Annotated in this window: 15 protein-coding genes; 8 read left to right on the top strand and 7 right to left on the bottom strand. The window is 71.6% G+C overall.

Features of this window, described 5'->3' with window-relative positions; genetic code table 11:
- Both AB0L25_RS36800 and AB0L25_RS36805 read right to left on the bottom strand, forming a co-directional pair.
- On the bottom strand, window positions 1-630 hold a 630-nt coding region (locus AB0L25_RS36800; protein WP_500177723.1), incomplete at its 3' end, for a BCCT family transporter.
- A gap of 30 nt (window positions 631-660) precedes the next feature.
- Window positions 661-1650, bottom strand: coding sequence for a GIY-YIG nuclease family protein (locus tag AB0L25_RS36805; RefSeq protein ID WP_500177724.1), 990 nt, complete (start codon window positions 1648-1650; stop codon window positions 661-663).
- Between the two features lie 925 nt (window positions 1651-2575).
- On the opposite strand from AB0L25_RS36805, the gene AB0L25_RS36810 reads away from it, so the two are divergent.
- The 3 genes from AB0L25_RS36810 (at window position 2576) to AB0L25_RS36820 (ending at window position 4970) form a co-directional block, all read left to right on the top strand.
- A complete protein-coding gene (locus AB0L25_RS36810; protein ID WP_500177725.1) occupies window positions 2576-2761 on the top strand; it encodes a hypothetical protein in 186 nt (61 codons plus the stop codon).
- Between the two features lie 9 nt (window positions 2762-2770).
- Window positions 2771-3157: a hypothetical protein gene (locus tag AB0L25_RS36815; RefSeq protein WP_500177726.1), complete on the top strand. Its 387-nt coding sequence runs from the start codon at window positions 2771-2773 to the stop codon at window positions 3155-3157.
- A 100-nt stretch (window positions 3158-3257) separates the two neighbouring features.
- Window positions 3258-4970: a cyclic nucleotide-binding domain-containing protein gene (locus tag AB0L25_RS36820; RefSeq protein ID WP_500177790.1), complete on the top strand. Its 1713-nt coding sequence runs from the start codon at window positions 3258-3260 to the stop codon at window positions 4968-4970.
- A gap of 443 nt (window positions 4971-5413) precedes the next feature.
- On the opposite strand, the gene AB0L25_RS36825 is transcribed toward AB0L25_RS36820, so the two are convergent.
- On the bottom strand, window positions 5414-6121 hold the full coding sequence (locus AB0L25_RS36825; RefSeq protein WP_500177727.1) for a hypothetical protein: 708 nt from the start codon (window positions 6119-6121) through the stop codon (window positions 5414-5416).
- A gap of 437 nt (window positions 6122-6558) precedes the next feature.
- Here AB0L25_RS36825 and AB0L25_RS36830 point away from each other — a divergent pair, with 437 nt between their 5' ends.
- From AB0L25_RS36830 to AB0L25_RS36850, 5 genes are all read left to right on the top strand, one after another.
- Complete coding sequence (locus AB0L25_RS36830) at window positions 6559-6861, top strand: hypothetical protein (protein WP_500177729.1); 303 nt, start codon at window positions 6559-6561, stop codon at window positions 6859-6861.
- A gap of 150 nt (window positions 6862-7011) precedes the next feature.
- Window positions 7012-7668 (top strand): HAD family hydrolase, encoded by a 657-nt coding sequence (locus AB0L25_RS36835; protein WP_500177731.1) that lies wholly within the window; start codon window positions 7012-7014, stop codon window positions 7666-7668.
- A gap of 9 nt (window positions 7669-7677) precedes the next feature.
- A complete protein-coding gene (locus AB0L25_RS36840; protein ID WP_500177733.1) occupies window positions 7678-7986 on the top strand; it encodes a hypothetical protein in 309 nt (102 codons plus the stop codon).
- Window positions 7987-8042: 56 nt separating this feature from the next.
- On the top strand, window positions 8043-10847 hold the full coding sequence (locus AB0L25_RS36845; RefSeq protein WP_500177735.1) for a hypothetical protein: 2805 nt from the start codon (window positions 8043-8045) through the stop codon (window positions 10845-10847).
- A 29-nt stretch (window positions 10848-10876) separates the two neighbouring features.
- A complete protein-coding gene (locus AB0L25_RS36850; protein ID WP_500177737.1) occupies window positions 10877-11797 on the top strand; it encodes an NADP-dependent oxidoreductase in 921 nt (306 codons plus the stop codon).
- Window positions 11798-11818: 21 nt separating this feature from the next.
- Here the strand turns inward: AB0L25_RS36850 and AB0L25_RS36855 are convergent, their stop codons facing one another.
- From AB0L25_RS36855 to AB0L25_RS36870, 4 genes are all read right to left on the bottom strand, one after another.
- Window positions 11819-12877: a PP2C family protein-serine/threonine phosphatase gene (locus tag AB0L25_RS36855; protein ID WP_500177738.1), complete on the bottom strand. Its 1059-nt coding sequence runs from the start codon at window positions 12875-12877 to the stop codon at window positions 11819-11821.
- A gap of 272 nt (window positions 12878-13149) precedes the next feature.
- Window positions 13150-14202 (bottom strand): 4-hydroxy-2-oxovalerate aldolase, encoded by a 1053-nt coding sequence (dmpG, locus tag AB0L25_RS36860; protein WP_500177739.1) that lies wholly within the window; start codon window positions 14200-14202, stop codon window positions 13150-13152.
- Window positions 14199-15095 (bottom strand): acetaldehyde dehydrogenase (acetylating), encoded by an 897-nt coding sequence (locus tag AB0L25_RS36865; RefSeq protein ID WP_500177741.1) that lies wholly within the window; start codon window positions 15093-15095, stop codon window positions 14199-14201. The genes dmpG and AB0L25_RS36865 overlap by 4 nt, the downstream gene beginning before the upstream one ends.
- On the bottom strand, window positions 15092-15886 hold the full coding sequence (locus tag AB0L25_RS36870) for a 2-keto-4-pentenoate hydratase (protein ID WP_500177743.1): 795 nt from the start codon (window positions 15884-15886) through the stop codon (window positions 15092-15094). Before AB0L25_RS36870 ends, AB0L25_RS36865 begins: the two co-directional genes overlap by 4 nt.
- Window positions 15887-15918: the final 32 nt, after the last annotated feature.

Below are 15918 nucleotides of genomic sequence, written 5' to 3' on the forward strand. Positions count from 1 at the left end.
ACGTGCCGGACGCGCGGCCGGCGCTGGACGGCGTCGACCTCGACATCCCGGCCGGGACGGTGTGCGCGCTGGTCGGCCCGTCCGGCTCGGGGAAGGCGCGGAGGCACCGGCCGGCTCTTCTGGCGGCGGCTTCGCCTCGTCCGCCAGCCCGGCGCGCGGCTGCATCTCCTTGAACTGCAGCGCGTACACCGCGCGCGATTCCTGTTTCAGCCCCTTGGCGAGACTGAACATCATGATGCAGGCCAGGATGAAGATCGGCAGCCCGATCACTGTGATGGCCTGTTGCAGGGCCGCCAATGCCTTGTCACCGCCCAGGACGATCAACGAGGCCGCCAACATGCCTTCGGAGACGCCCCAGAACAGCCGCTGCCGTACCGGCCCGGAGTCCTCGTCGCCGGAGCAGAGCATGTCCACGACCAGCGACGCCGAGTCCGAGGACGTCGCGAAGAACAGCGCCACCACCACGACCGCGATGCCCTGGACCAGAGTCATCGCCGGGAAGCTCGAGAAGAACTCGAACATCGCCAGCGGAACCTGTTGCTCCTCAATGACCTTCTGGGTCAGCGCGCCGCCGTCGCCGCCGATGCCGTCGAGCCGCATGGCCGACCAGCCGAAGATCGCGAACCACAATCACGCCGAGCGGGCAGGCCGACGAACCGGTCAACGCCTGCGGTCGCGGCCGCGTGGGCGCGACCGCAGTTGGGGGAGCCAGTGCTCTGAAGGCTGCGGCCCCTCGATCCGTAGGGCCGTTTCGTCACCCACGATCGGGTGCCTCGGCTCCCAGCCGTCCTCCGGGTCCGGGTTCCTCGGCGCCCACTGACGCGGTATCCGCATCCGCATTGCGGCTTGGACGGTTCGGACCATGCACCGGGGCGGCTCATCGCTGGAGAGATCTGTCAGGAGGAGAGGGAAACCGCTCTCATCGAACCGCGGATTCCACGTTCGGCCGACGGCCTGGCAGTGGGCGCGCATTTCGAACATCGTCAGTAGACAGCTCTCCCCGTTGCCCACGGGACGGAACCAGAGCAGACGCTCACCGATGACCAGGCGTTCGCGTGCGAAGAGGGGAACGTTCGCCACCGTTCCCGACCGGTCGAGATACGGGACGGGGTCCTCCTCGCTCCTCGGGTCGCCGTCGCTGAACCCCGCCACGTGTCCCGGCCGCGCGGTGCCCATCAACTCGAGCATGTCCCCGTCGGAGTGGGCTTCCCAGACGTCGAGGATGTCAGCACGTTCGACCATGATGTTCGGGTAAGTCAGGACGACGAAATAGTCGCCGGCCTTCAGGGAGAGCGCGACTCGGTCACCCTCATCGATGTGGTGCTGCTCGCTCGAGCGCCAGGCGAGTATGCCTGCCTCCTCCTGCAATGCCTCCTTGACGGCATTGGTGGCATCCTCTGGGGAGACGCGGAAGAACTCCCGGTTCGGGGCCACCCGCCAGGGGTCCAGAATGTCGTGAGCTTTGCGTTCGACCTTCGAGGGAAAGGAGGTCACCACTCGGAACTCGACTTCGAAGGGGAGCGGGACGGCAGTGCCGTGGAGGTGCTTCGCGCGATCCTCGGCGAGGTTCCCCGTCATGCCGACCTTGACGATTCCCGGCATCGCCTCATTGCTCAGGACGTAGACGAACCCGACCGTGTGACCGGTCATGCACTACCCCTTATATTCGCTCTTCAACGGCCCAACTGGAAGGTGAGTGCCGGCGTTCAGTGCAGGTCGTCGAGAACCGGCACATCTCTATCGATCAGCTTGGAAGTGATGTTGGTGCAGTGGCCCATCGAGGTCAAGTCGCCCTCTGCGCGACGGGCGGGGCCGACGTCCAATTGGGACGACGGGTACGACATATCGGCCGAGGTCGGTGCTGGCGAGGTGGCCGTGGCCGCCAACCGCGAGGGGCTGATCTTCCTGGCGCGCCATCTGCTGCCCCTGGCGGCAGGACGGCGTTTCTCCCGGCGCGCACGTCCACCTGACGGCCGGACAGGAGATCGAATCGTCCAGTGACCTGATACTCGAACGCACTGAGCCGTCCAGGCACCGCAATGGCTGCGGCCCCATCGAACGGCCTGCGGCACCGTCTCTCTCCGAGGCGCCGGTGCCGTTGCGCCCGCCGCCGGAGCGCGGGAGCCCCGCCAGCTATGTGGCGGGGCTCCCGTTCGTGCAAGGCCGGTGCGGTGGCAGCCGGACCGGCCAGTCCCCGGTCGCATGTCGGATCCCATACCGAGTGGTCACGGGGTGAGGTTGGCGTTGGGCCACCTCCTCAAACAGAGTGCGTCCCGCCGCAGGTGTCCGGCTAGAGAACCGGACAGGGTTGGACGAGTTCGGACAGCGGAAACCGACCGTGTCGAAAGCTGTATAGCGCTGTCTATTGATGGTGAAGGCTGCCGGAAGGTGACTAATTGTCGAATGTGTCGTTGTACGCCGGGTGGTTCTGGTGGAATATGAGTGAACGTGGGTTGTGTTCGACCGGGGCGCGAGCACGGGTGCGGTTGGCAGGCCGCTCCCGGGAAACCGACGTGTCGCGGCGACCTCGCTCGCTCGGTCGGAAGTCGGATCCCAGCACCGAAAGGTCCATTTTGTGAAGGTTGTAATTTTGTGCGAAGGTGGACCGAAAGCGGTCGGCCTTGGGACGCTGCTCATCTCGGTTGCGGCGATCCTGTACATCGCGCTCGGTTACCAGTTGGCACTGCATGAGGCTGCGCAGATCGCGCTCGTTAGCGGTTACGGCCAGCTCACCGCCTTCCTCGCTGGATCGCGAGGCTGAGCCCGGGCCATGGCGACACCGGAAGAGGAAGATCGGCGCCCCCCGGATGATTTGCCCGGGCACGTCCTCAAACCCGATCCGCTGACCGCGCGCACCATGCGGGAACTGGAAGAGTTGATGCGTACGTACTGGCTGTGGAGCGGCAGGCCGTCGACCCGGAAGGTGGCGAAGGCGTCGGGTGGCGTCTTCTGTCACTCGACCGTGTCCAAGCTGCTGTACGGCGGCGCCAAAACGCCGAGGCTGAGCCTGGACTACCTGTGCGGCTGCATCAGGGGCTGCGGCGGAGATCTACGGGAGGAGCAACGATGGGCTACGGCATGGCGGCGCATCAATGTTCCCCAGCTTCCGGGTGCGAACGGTGCGGCAGCGGGGGAAGGCGGTGCCCATGAGGGGTAGCGCCGCACGAAGTGATTCCGACTTCGAGCCCCCTCCGTTTCGCGGAGGCGAACCTGTCTCCTCCAAGCGGAGGTGGGAGTACCCCTCCGCCTTGGGGGATGTGAACACGCCTGCGGAACTGACGGCGGCTCTGAAGCAACTGCACGTCCGTGTGGGTGCCCCCTCATACCGGCAACTCGAGGCCATCACCCGAGACTCTTCCCATCCGCTGCGCAGGTCGACGATCGCCGACATCCTTGCCGGGCGTCGTATGCCCAGCGCGCCAGTGCTGGAGGAATTCCTGCGGGCGTGCCGAGTGGAGCCGGGCGAGGTCGTTGCTTGGAGGGAAGCATGGGAACGCGTCGAGCTTCGGCGGGCGTCTCGAAGCCACATCGACGATGTGTGCATGCCCAGATCGGTCACCCCCCGGGCCGGCGGTTTCTGGGGGAAGCTGACTCGCGATCAACAAGCCGCGTTCCGCGCCTCGGCCGGGACCGCTGCTGCTGTCCTCGGAGAGGTGCTCTGGCGTGAAGGTGAAACGGGCGATTTCGTTGCCGTGATCATGGTCGGCCGGGTCGCGGTAAGTGTCGACTGGGAAGGACGTGAACGGCTCATTGCTGTTCGTGAAGCCGGTGACATCATCGGAGAGCGTGCGATGATGACACCGCAACGGCGGTCGGGGACCGTCGTTGCCTTGGGTGATGTCACCGTCCTGGTCATGTCCACTCGGAAGTTCGCCGAGTTTTTGGAAGAACACCCGCAGGTGTTCGCCGTCCTGGAAGAAGAGCTGTACGAACGGCTTGCCGAAGAGTCCGAGCAGCTGACCGCAGACGTACAGGGCGTCCTGACGGAGCACGACCGCGCCCGGGCTTACGAGCGGCGCCTGGGCGGCCACCACAAGCGTAGGCGGTCAGTGCAGCAACACAGGGCCCACCCAACCGCCTGGTCCACTCCGCCTGCTGGGAATGCCTGTGACGAGCGCGGGCTCACGGTGCCGTTCTGGTCGGGCCAGGCATGCACCATCATGTTCATCGCCATCGTCGGCGGCAACGTACCCGGCCGCAGCGATGAGGACCTGCTCGAGGTCAAGCGCATCATGTACGAGGCGCTGGAGGAGGCGTTCGCAATATCGCGCGTGCCGTGGGACGACTGCCATCGTGAGGACCGTGGTGATGGCGTGCTGATCGTTGTCCCGCCAGAGGTGCCGACCGCGTCGGTCGTCAATCCCATGATTCCGTGGGTCGCCGCGCGGCTGCGTCGGCACAACCGCCGTTCCAGCGAAGCCCTGCACGTCCGGCTCAAAATTGCGCTGCACGTCGGCCCCGTGATCGCGGACGGAGCGAGCATGTCGGGCTGGCCAGTCGACTACAGCGCCCATCTATTGGACGTTGAGCCGCTGAAGCAGCCGTTGGCGGCCGGCGACGCAAGCGTGGGCTTCATCGCCTCATCGTTCGTCTATGAATCCGCCATCGCTCACGGGTCGGGTTCCGCCGAGGCGGCCGACTACGAGCCAGTGAGTACCAAGGTCGACCAGACGGACGTCACCGGTTGGATGTACTTGCCCGGCGTTGTCTCTCAGTCCGCGGGAGAGGCCCGCCGCGATCCACCGGGATACGAGTTGACCGAGCTCGAGGCCGCGCTTTTGGGCATGGTCACCAGCGGACTCGGCGATGACCAGATCGCCGAACAGCTCGCCCTCTCCGAGGCGGACGTCAGGCGACGCATGCGGGAGATTCGGGACAAGCTGGCCCGAGATCGCAGTGGGGCGGCGCCGGGTGCCAAACGGTCGGCGACCGCGCTCACCCTCGCTCACCTGAACGCGCGCCTCGGCTGAGGGGCACCGAGGGAGACGGTGAGCGAAAGCGCCCTTTCCGTGGCGGCGCTCTTGCAAACGATAGATGGTGTCGAGATCTCGGGCGTAGGTATCTTGCGAATCTACGGAGGCGCGCATGACGTTGGTGGACGGGCCCGGCTGGTCGGCGCAAGGTCTGGAGCAGCGCGCGGGACGGTATCCGCTGCGCGTCGAGGCGCCGGTCATGCGGGTGGCCGAGTTGCTCGTCCCGGGGATCACCTCGCAGACGCGCTACGTCCGCAATTACGCCTTCTACGCCGCGCTGGCCGCGCACGCCGCCGAGCACGAGCTCGACGGTGACGCGTGCCGCAGGCTTCTGCGGCGCGGCGAGACGGTACTGGCGGGAGTCTCGCTGGTGCACGACGACCCCGACGGCTGGCCAGGCCTGGCCCATGGGGCCGACGAGACGAAGAGTTCCCTCGGTGTCACTGCCGACCGCGCGGGTCGCCGACGCAGACGACAAGGATCACCGGTACTCGCCGCGCCTCTGGGGCTTCTGGGAGCAGTACGTCATCGCGATGTCGTCGGCTCAGCTCGCGCCACCGTTCGGTCCATCTGGGATCACCGTGGGGTAGTCCCAGGGCGACGTAGAGGTCCTCCCATGACTCGCGGTTGTTGGAGGGGGTTTGTCGGCGTTCCCGGACAAGCGCGAGGTTCCTCCGCACCTGCGGATGCCCGTCGACGGCACCATTGAGCAGCCGCTCGGCACGCTCGAGATCCTCCCGGCGCCGGTTGTCCGGACGCATGCTGAGGTAGGCGCGTAGATTATCGACCTCCACGTCGATTCGCTCGTCGATGGCCTCATTCCTCCGGAAGAGTTTGACCTGGCGGAGAGCGCCGTCGAGGTCTCCGGCGAGGATCCGTCCGTGCGCCGTTCGGTAGGCCTGCCACGCATAGAAGGCGCCGAGGTTCGGGTCGATCAACCTGTCCTGACGCCCCTCCGCGCGGATCGAAGCCTTCCAGAGGGCGGAGAGAAGGCCCCACAGGCGGCGATCGTCGGTGATCCTCTCGGGCCAGCGCCCGACTTGAGCGCCGTCCATGACCTGTTGCAGCAGCTTCCGCTGCTCCTTTGGCAGGGCGGCTCGGAGATCGAACAGAAGGGACTGGTCTCCCCGGTGCAGAGCGGTGAGCATGTCCAGAACGCTGTCCCCGGTTTCCGGGGCGCCGGCGAGATAGGCGTGGCGTGCGGCGGCGTCCCGCCAACCGAGGTCGGCGGCATCTTCGGCGGTGACCTCCTCAGGGGCCAGCCGGGCGCGCAGGTAGGCGGCTTCGTACGGGTCCGCACGCTGCTTCCAGGGCTGATCTGCGGAGCCCAGGTGCCGTTGTCGATCAGGTCGTCCAACAAGGGGAGCGGCAGACGCTCGAGGCTGGGCGCGATCTCCTCCGCGCTCAGCCGCACGGGATGACCGAGGACGGCGAGGAACAACCGCCAGTGCACCGTGCCTTCCAAGACTTCCCCGGGCAGCGGGCCGGTCGTTTCGGCGGTGGGTGACGTCTCGGTCAGTAGCAGCGTTTCGGTGATGCCGCGCTTGCCGATCCAGGGAACGCCCGCGGCGCCGAACGAGGCCATATGGGAGACCAGTCGGTCGACGTCCACGGCGTCGAGCGCCGCCCGCAGCACTGTGGGGAAATCACGGGCGGGCACGGCGTCGACCGCGTCGCGCAGCGCGCCGAAGGCGGCTGGATCGGGGAGGTCGTCGAGGAGCAGTCCTGTCGCGTCGCGGACGGCGTCGATCGTGTCCTTTCCGTGGATGCCCAAGTCCGCCCAGGCCTCCAGGGAGGGGTCCGCGGTCGCGGCTTCGCGGTCGGCGCGCTTGCGTGCGCGCCGCGCGCGCTCGGCGGCCACGAGTTCTTGTTTCGAAGGTGCGGGTGATGACCGCCCATGGTGAATCTGTAAACATGTGTTAAGCGAAATCTTACTGGTCGATCGATGTCACAAACATGCGGGCGGGCTCGCTCACGGAGATGTTCCCCGAAGCCGGCCGGGCGGAGTGGGGCGGGATCGGTCGGGTAGGGCCGGGGGATGGCCGAGGCTGTGTTGTTCGATGTGGACGGGACGCTCGTCGACACCACGTACCTGCATGCCGTCACGTGGTGGGAGGCGTTCCGGCAGCAGAGGCACGCGGTGGCGATGGCGCGGATCCATCGGGCGATCGGCATGGGGTCGGACAAGCTGCTCGACCAGGTGCTGCCGGACGAGCGGGACCGGGGCGCCGACGACGTGATGCGGGACGCGCACACGGCCCTGTACGCCCAGTACTGGGGCCGGTTGCAGGCGTTCGGGGGTGCGGCGGACCTGCTGCGGGCGTGCAAGGCGCGGGGCAAGCGGGTGGTGCTGGCGAGCTCGGCGGCCGAGCCGGAGATGCGGGCGCTGCGGGCGGCGCTGGACGCGGAGGACGCGATCGACGAGGCGACGTCGGCGTCGGAGGTCGGGCAGAGCAAGCCCGCGCCGGACATCGTGGAGCTGGCGCTCGAGCGTGCGGGGGTGCCCGCGGGACGCGCGGTGTTCGTGGGGGACACCGCGTGGGACGTCGAGGCGGCGGGGCGGGTCGGGGTGCCGTGCGTCGGGGTGCTCACCGGCGGGTGGGCGCGCGGCGAACTGGAGGCGGCGGGCGCCGTCGCGGTTTATGACGATCCGCGGGCTCTGCTCGCGAAGCTGGACGAGAGCCCGCTGCATTAGCATCGCGGCATGAACGCGTCGCGGGTGCAGTCGTTCTTCGCCGGGATGCTGGTCGCCAACAGCGCGCCGCACATCGCCACCGCCGTCGGCGGGCGCCGGCACATGACGCCGCTGGCCGGGCGGGAGTCGGGCCCGGTGGCGAACGGCGTGTGGGCCGGCCTGAACCTGGCGGGCGGTGCGGTTCTGCTGCTCGCCGCGCGGAAGGGAAAGGCGGGGACCCGATGGGACCGCGATCTCGTCGCTTTCGAGACGGGATATCTGGCGTTCGCCTCGTGGATGGCTCTGTCGGAACGCTTCTTTCCGATGAATTCCGAGTGAGCACATAGCGGAAAACCGTTTGGGCGGCCGCCCGGGCCGGGCGATGATGGCTCGCGATGAGCATCCGGTTGGCGGGCGGCGTGGTGGCCGCGCAGCGTTGCGCGTGGGTCCCGGGTCCGTCCGGGCCCGTGCGGGTGGACGAGCCGGGCGGGGAGCCCGGCGCCCCGGTCGCGCTCGGCCCCGAGGGCGCGCCGGACGGCGAGGTGCGGCGGGCGGTCGCGGCGCTGCGGCTGCTGGTCGCGGACGGCGGCGCCGTCGCGGCTGGCGCGGGCGTCGATCTCGGCGCGGGCTTCCGGTCCGGGCTGCTGGAGGGGGCGCGGGGGGACCGGCGCGACGCCGCCCTGGCCGCGCTGCGGGCCGTCGGCGTGCGGGACGCGCGGCGGCTCGGGGACCGGGCCGCGCTCATGGTCGCGCTGTTCGGTCCCTCGGTCACCAAGCGGGTGGGCGCGGCGGCGGCGCGGGCCGCGGAGGAGGGCCGCTGGGACGCGCTGCACCTGGCGTCGGCGGCGAGCGACGTCCTGGGTCCGGAGCAGCTGGAGCGGGTGCTGGAGCTGGACGCGCCGGAGCCGGTGATCCCCGGCGGTCCGCCGTCGGCGCTGGGCGCCGATCTGCGGCGGGTGCTCGGGCCGGTGCCGCGTCCGCGCAGGGCGGATCTCGTCCTCGATCTGTGGGGGCGGGTGGTGGAGCGGCGGGCCGAGGAGGCGCGCCGGGAACGCCGCCGGGCGACGCAGTCGCGCCGCGGTCGTGTGGGAGATCTGCGCGTGCGCCGCCGGCACTTCGCGGACGAGCAGGTCCTGCAGTGGATGAGGAGCGATCTGGGCACGGACGTGTCGATGGCGGCGGCCGCGGCCTGGGTGCCGCCCGACGCTTACTGGCATGTCGTGCTCGTCGGGCTCTTCCGGGACGCGCTCGCCGCGACGGCGCTGCTGCGCACGGCGGTCGCGGTCGCCGATCACGGTCTCGCGGCGGGCCTGGCGCGGTCCGCGGACGTCCTGGACGCGGCCCTGCACGAGGCCCGCGACGACGCGACGGTGAACGACGCGCGGAGGGTGCCGGGGCTCACGGGCCTGCCGACCCGCCCCGGCGCCTACGTGCGGGACCTGCGCCGCCAGGTGGGCGAGCCGGACGACGCGAGGCTCGCCGGGTACGCCCGTCCGCGCCTTGCCTGCGCCCGGGACTACGCGCTGGTGATCGTCGAGGACGTCGTGCGGGCCCTCGACCGGTTCGACACGCGCGTGCCCGAGTCCGCGCTGCGGGGCTGGGCGGAGGTGCCGCTGGCGGAATGGCGGGGCCGCGCCGGGTACGGCGCGCGCCCGCCGGGGGAGTGGGACGGCATCGGGCCGTGGGCGGCGCGGATGCTCGACCGGGAGCCGCTGTCGGCCCGGGTCGCCGGGGCCGGCGGGGACGCCGCCGCCGTCGAGGTGATCGGGGACTTCCTCTGGTACGTCGACCTGATCGACGCGCTCGCGCAGGTGCACGGCCATGACCGGGCGCAGGCCGAGCCCGGCACCGGCGAGCCCTGGTACGCCCACGACGTCGAGCCCGCGCCGGACGGCGGCCCCGGCTACGACTCGGTCACGCAGGCGGTGGCCGGCGCCGCCCAGCTCGTCGCGTTCGGCGCGGTCCCGCCCAAGGGCGCCGGGACGTGGGCGGAACTCGTCGACGGGATGTGGGGCGGAACCGCGGTGACGGAGGCCCTGACCGGCGAGTTCCGGGTCCCGGCGCCCGTCGCCGCGCTGGACGGCGCGGAGGTGGGCGGCCACCGCGTCAAGGTGGCGCGCACGGCGCGGGACCTGGCCGACTGGGCCGGCTACATGGGCAACTGCATCGCGGCGTACGCCGACGACGCCGAGGCCGGGACGTCCGTGCTGGTGGGCCTGTACGGTCCGGACGGCCGGCTGGCGGCCAACGCGGAACTGACGCGGCTCAAGCCCGCGTCCCGCGGATGGAGCGTCGACCAGATCGAGGGGCGGTTCAACCAGGAGGCGCCCCGGGAGCTCGCCGCGGCCTTCCGCGCGCGTGTCGAGGCGCTCCCGGGCGACGCGCCCGCGGCCGCCGTCGAGGGCGACGTCCCGGACGCCGGCGGGCCGCCCGCGCGTCCCGTCCGGCGGGGCGCGGGGGACCGCCTGCTCGAGGAGGCGGGCCCGGCGCTGCGGGAGCTGATCCGGGTGGACGGCGCGGCGCTCGGCGTGCTCGCCGCCGTCGCCGCGACCGCGCCGGACGCCGCCGCGGTGCGGGTCCGCCGGTCGGGCCTCGACCGGCTCGCGCGGGACTGCGCCCGCGTGCTGGACGAGCGCGCCGCCGACCTGGCGGAACTGTGGGAGGCGACGGAGCACCGCCCGCTGCGGGACGCGGTCGAGGCACTGGACCCGGCCGTCCGCGACCGGTTCGACCGGCTCCCGCTGCTGTTCGGCGAGCCGCCGCTGCCGAAGTCGCTGCGCCGCCTCGTCCGGCTGCCCGGGATCGCGGACGCCCACGCGATCGACCTCGCCGCCCGCCGCGTCCGCCGCGCCGTCGGGCTGCTGGCCGTCCGGGACGACCCGGCCCTCGCCCGCGCGGTCCGGCGCCGCGCCGCCGCGCGGCCGCTGTGCGCGCTGGCCGTCCACGTCACCTGCGCGCGTCCCGCGATCCCGCTGGCGGCGGTCACGGCGCCGCGCCGCGTGACCGTCCCCGGGTTCCCGGCCACGTCCCTCGCCGACGAGGACGGCCCGTGGCGGCGGGCCTTCCCCGCCGCGTGGGAGCTCGGGGCCGACACCGGCGCGTTCTGGGACGAGGCGGCCGAGCGCGGGCTGCGCGTCCCGGCCTCGTGGCTCGGGTCGGGCGGCTGGCCCGCGCTGTGGGCCCGCGCACACCGCGGTTAGTTCCCTTTCTGCTGGTTATGTGTGTGGTCATGCGCGCTGTTACGTATGCGGCCTATGCGGCGGACAATTCGCGGCTGAAGATCGGGGACGTCCCGGACCCGCGGGTGGGACCCGGGCAGGTGCTGATCGAGGTGTGGGCGGCCGGGGTGAACCCGGTCGACTGGAAGGTGATGGCGGGCGGGCTGGACGGGATGATGGAGGCGCTGTTCCCCGTCATCCCCGGCTGGGACGTCGCCGGGGTCGTGCGGGACGTCGGGCCGGACACGCCTGAGTTCACGGTCGGGGACGAGGTGATGGCGTACGCCCGCAAGGACGTGGTGCGGGCGGGCACGTTCGCCGAGTACGTGACCGTGTCGGCCTGGTCGGTGTCCCGCAAGCCGACGACGCTGGACTGGCGGCAGGCGGGCGGACTGCCGCTGGCGGGGATGACCGCGCAGCGCACCCTGGACCGGCTCGAAGTCGGCCCCCGCGACACGCTGCTGATCCACGGCGCGTCCGGCGGCGTCGGCGACCTCGCCGTGCAGATCGCCCGCGGCCGGGGCGCGTTCGTGATCGGGACGGCGTCCGAGCGCAACCACCCGCACCTGCGGGGACGCGGCGCCGAACCCGTCGCGTACGGGGAGGGCCTCGTCGAGCGGGTGCGGGAGGTCGCGCCGGGCGGGGTCACGGCGGTCGCCGACTTCGCGGGCGGGCAGCTCGACACGACGCTGGCCGTGCTGGCCCCCGGGGGACGGCACGCGTCCGTCGCCGACCCGTCCGTCACCGAGCACGGCGGGCACTGGATCTGGGTGCGGCCGGACGGCGCGAAGCTCGCCGAGCTCGCGGACATGGCGGAGCGCGGGGCGCTCACGGTGGACGTCGCCGCGACGTACAAGCTCGACCGGGTCGGCGAGGCGTTCGACGCCAGCCGCGAGGGGCACGCGCGCGGCAAGCTGGTCATCGAACCGTAGGCCCGCCGCTTCGGGGACGGGCTAAATCCGGCGGCGCAGCAGGAGCATGGCGGCGTCGTCGTCGAGCGGCGCGCCGACGTAGGAGAGCAGGTCGGACTGCAGGCCGTCGATGGCGTCCTCGGGATCGTCCGCGGCCAGCACGCACGCCCGCTCGGTGAGCGGGTAGAACACCCCGTCGGCGTTGCGGGCCTCGACGACGCCGTCGGTGTAGAGCAGCATCTGGTCGCCGGGGAAGAGGTCGACGCGGTCGCTCGGGGCGGGGTCCTCGACCAGGACGGCGAGGCCGAGCGGCGGCGCGGGCTCGGGCGGGTCGAGCATCGTGATCGAGGCGTCGGGGCGGATCAGCAGCGGCGGCGGGTGCCCGCGGTTCAGCAGCGTGACGCCGTCGTCCTCGTGGACCTCGGCGAGGACGGCGGTGACGAACTGCTCGCTGCCGAGCTGCCGGGCGAGCGCGCGCTCGATGCGCCCGGCGACGCCGTGCAGGTCGGGCTCGTCGTAGGCGGCCTCGCGGAAGGCGCCGAGGACGACCGCCGCGGTCTCGACGGCGTCCAGGCCCTTGCCCTGCACGTCGCCGACGATGACCCGCACGCCCCGCGCGGTCTGCACCACCTCGTAGAGGTCGCCGCCGATCCGCGCCCCCGCCGCGGCGGAGATGTACCGGACGGTCGCGCGCACCGGCCCGACGCGGCGCGGCATCGGGCGCAGCAGCACCCGCTGGGCGACCTCGGCGATGTTGCGCACGTCGGCGAGCTCGCGCTCGCGGCGCTGCCGGTAGACCGCGGCGATCGTCCCGGCCGCGGTGACGCCGCCGATGGAGACGAACGTCAGGTTCGTCCGGAAGGTGCCGAGGACGTCGCTGTAGGCGCCGAGCAGCGTGCACAGGACGATCGCGAGCACGCCCACCGACAGGGTGCGCGGGACGCCGCCGAAGAGGCTGGCGAACGCGGGGCCGAGCGCGAGCAGCGGCAGGTAGCCGACGCTGGGGCCGGCGGAGAAGTCGATGACGGAGATGACCGCGAGCGCCGCGAACGGCAGCACTCGCAGGGGGAGCGGCCCGTCGCGGCGCGTGCCGAGCTCCACCTGTGACGCCCCCCGGACGGCCGACTGCGTGAATCAGCAGCTTAGCGCCACAGACGGCGCCCGGCCCCGCCGATTCAGGCGCCCGCGGCGCCCCCGCTCCCGCCCGCCGTCCCGCCCGCGGCGGCGGGCGGGCCGCGGCTTCGACGGCGCCCTCACCGTCGGCCACGACCTCATGGAGATCGGCGTCGGCCGCCGGAGGCGCTGACGCGCCGGACGCGCGGAGAGGGGCGGGGAGCCGTGCTCCCCGCCCCTCCGCGTCGTCGTGCCCGGTGTCAGGCGGACGCCTTCTCGCGCTCGGCGACGAGCTGGAGCGCCACGTCGATGATCATGTCCTCCTGGCCGCCGACGTACCCGGCCTCGCCGACCCGCTGCAGGATCTCGTGCGCGGGAACGCCGTAGCGCTCCGCCGCCCGCTCCGCGTGCAGCAGGAAGCTCGAGTACACGCCCGCGTAGCCCTGCGTGATCGCGCCCCGGTCGGCGAACGGCAGCCGGTGCAGGAACGGCTTGACGACGTCGTCCGCCGCGGCCATCACGCCCTGCACGTCCACGCCCGTCGGGACGCCGAGCCGCTCGAACGTCGGGACCAGCACCTCGGTGGGGGAGTTGCCCGCGCCCGCGCCCAGCGCGCACAGCGCGCCGTCGATCTGCAGGGCGCCGTTCTGCTGCGCCAGCACCGAGTTCGCGACGCCCAGCGACAGGTTCTGGTGGCCGTGGAAGCCGACCTGCGCCTCGTGCCCGATCTCCTTGACCAGCGCGCTGATCCGCTCCTGCGCGTCGCCGAGGACGAGCGCGCCCGCCGAGTCGACGACGTACACGCACTGGGCGCCGCCGTCCACCATGATGCGGGCCTGCTTCGCCAGCTCGTCCGGACCGACCCGGTGCGACAGCATCAGGAACCCGACGGTCTCCATGCCGAGGTCGCGGGCGGCGGCGAAGTGCTGCAGCGACACGTCCGCCTCGGTGCAGTGCGTGGCGATCCGGGCGACGGACGCGCCCGCGCCGTGCGCCTTGCGCAGGTCCTCGACGGTGCCGAGGCCCGGCAGCATCAGCACCGCGATCTTCGCGCGGGTCGCCTCGTCCACGGCCGCCGCGACGAGCTTGATGTCGTCCTCGAGCGAGAAGCCGTAGTTGAACGACGAGCCGCCGAGGCCGTCGCCGTGCGTCACCTCGATGACCTCGACGCCCGCGCCGTCCAGCGCGTGGACGACGCCGCGGACCTGCTCCTCGGTGAAGCGGTGCGCCATCGCGTGGCTGCCGTCCCGCAGCGTCGAGTCGGTGATCCGGATCTTCTGCGGCGTCTCGGCCGCGGTCTGCGGAGTCGTCATGATGCCACCTTCCTGCGCGCGAGCTGCTCGCCGACCCGGGCGGCGGCCGCGGTCATGATGTCGAGGTTGCCGGCCCAGGGCGGCAGGTAGTCGCCGTTGCCCTTGACCTCGAGGAACACCGCGACGCGGGCCATCCCGTTCCAGATGTCGCGGGGCTCGTCGAACTGCGGTTCGGCCCGCAGCGTGTAGCCGGGCACGTACTCGGCGACGTGCGCGACCATCTTCTCGATGGACGCCGCGATCGCCGCGGTGTCGGCGTCCGCGGGGATCGCGCAGAACACCGTGTCCCGCATGATCATCGGCGGGTCCACCGGGTTCAGGATGATGATCGCCTTGCCGCGGTCGGCGCCGCCGACCCGCTCGATCGCGCCGGCCGTCGTCACCGTGAACTCGTCGATGTTGGCGCGCGTCCCCGGCCCCGCCGAGCGGGACGCGATGGACGCGACGATCTCCGCGTACGGCACCGGGACGACCGACGACACCGCGTGCACGATCGGGATCGTCGCCTGCCCGCCGCACGTGATCATGTTGAGGTTCGGGACGTCCGCCAGCGAGTCCAGGTTCACCGGCGGGCACACGTACGGGCCCGTCGCGGCCGGCGTCAGGTCGATCGCGGTGATCCCGGCCTCTTCGTAGCGCGGGGCGTTCGCCAGGTGCGCCTTCGCGGACGTCGCCTCGAACACCAGGTCGGGCAGCGTCGGCTGCTTCAGCAACCAGTCCACGCCCTCCGCCGACGCCGGAACGCCCAGCTTGCGGGCGCGCTCCAGGCCGTCGGACTCCGGGTCCACCCCGATCATCGAGTGGACCTCGATTAGGTCGCTGCGCAGCAGCTTGACGAGCAGGTCGGTGCCGATGTTCCCCGGCCCGACGATCGCGGCGCTGAGCTTGCTCACGCGTCCTCCTCTCCAAACCGGGCGGTCACGGAGCCGACCCCGGCGAACGTGGCGGTCATGGTGTCGCCCGGCGCGACCGGGACCATCGCGGTGATCGAACCGGGCAGCACCACGTGGCCGGGCTCGAGCGACTGGCCGCTCTCGCCGAGCACGTTCGCCAGCCACACCAGCGCGTTGATCGGCGAGCCCAGCACGGCACCGCCCGCCCCCGTGTCGATCAGGTTCCCGTTGCGGTGCAGCAGGCAGCCCATCAGCGCGAGGTCGAGGCCGTCCAGCCGGACGGGCCGGGTGCCGAGCACGACGCCGCCACTGGAGGCGTTGTCGGCGATCGTGTCCGGCAGCTTGATCTTCCAGTCCGCGATGCGGGAGTCGATGACCTCCAGCGCGGGCAGCACGTACTCGACGGCGCCGACGGCGTCCGCCGCGGTCACGCCGGGCCCGGCCAGGGGACGCCCGAGGACGAACGCGACCTCCGGCTCGACGCGCGGCTGCAGGAACCGGCTGCGCTCGATGGCGTCGTTCTCCGGCAGGAACATCGAGTCCAGCAGGACGCCGGAGTCGGGGTAGTTCACGCCGAGCTGCCGCTGCATCGCCGCCGAGGTCAGCCCGACCTTGTGGCCCTTGACGCGCGCCCCCGCGTCCGTCCACGTCTTCACCTGCACCGCCTGGACGGCGTAGGCGTCGGCGATGGACATGTCGGGGTAGTCCGTCGTCAGGGGGGAGATGGGGGTGCCGGTGGCGTACGCGTCCAGCAGCGCGCCCGCGGCCTTCTCCACCGAACCGGGGTCCATGGCCGTCCTTTCGTCGTTATGGCGGTTTCGAG

Source organism: Spirillospora sp. NPDC052242 (assembly GCF_040679555.1).
Taxonomy (GTDB): domain Bacteria; phylum Actinomycetota; class Actinomycetes; order Streptosporangiales; family Streptosporangiaceae; genus Spirillospora.

What these genes read in the sequence shown, in the direction of transcription:
- AB0L25_RS36805 (WP_500177724.1), bottom strand. Translation starts at nt 1,650, where the DNA reads ATGACCGGTCACACGGTCGGGTTCGTCTACGTCCTGAGCAATGAGGCG.
- AB0L25_RS36815 (WP_500177726.1), top strand. Translation starts at nt 2,771, where the DNA reads ATGGCGACACCGGAAGAGGAAGATCGGCGCCCCCCGGATGATTTGCCC.
- AB0L25_RS36825 (WP_500177727.1), bottom strand. Translation starts at nt 6,121, where the DNA reads ATGCTCACCGCTCTGCACCGGGGAGACCAGTCCCTTCTGTTCGATCTC.
- AB0L25_RS36830 (WP_500177729.1), top strand. Translation starts at nt 6,559, where the DNA reads ATGGGAGACCAGTCGGTCGACGTCCACGGCGTCGAGCGCCGCCCGCAG.
- AB0L25_RS36835 (WP_500177731.1), top strand. Translation starts at nt 7,012, where the DNA reads ATGGCCGAGGCTGTGTTGTTCGATGTGGACGGGACGCTCGTCGACACC.
- AB0L25_RS36840 (WP_500177733.1), top strand. Translation starts at nt 7,678, where the DNA reads ATGAACGCGTCGCGGGTGCAGTCGTTCTTCGCCGGGATGCTGGTCGCC.
- AB0L25_RS36845 (WP_500177735.1), top strand. Translation starts at nt 8,043, where the DNA reads ATGAGCATCCGGTTGGCGGGCGGCGTGGTGGCCGCGCAGCGTTGCGCG.
- AB0L25_RS36850 (WP_500177737.1), top strand. Translation starts at nt 10,877, where the DNA reads ATGCGCGCTGTTACGTATGCGGCCTATGCGGCGGACAATTCGCGGCTG.
- dmpG (WP_500177739.1), bottom strand. Translation starts at nt 14,202, where the DNA reads ATGACGACTCCGCAGACCGCGGCCGAGACGCCGCAGAAGATCCGGATC.
- AB0L25_RS36870 (WP_500177743.1), bottom strand. Translation starts at nt 15,886, where the DNA reads ATGGACCCCGGTTCGGTGGAGAAGGCCGCGGGCGCGCTGCTGGACGCG.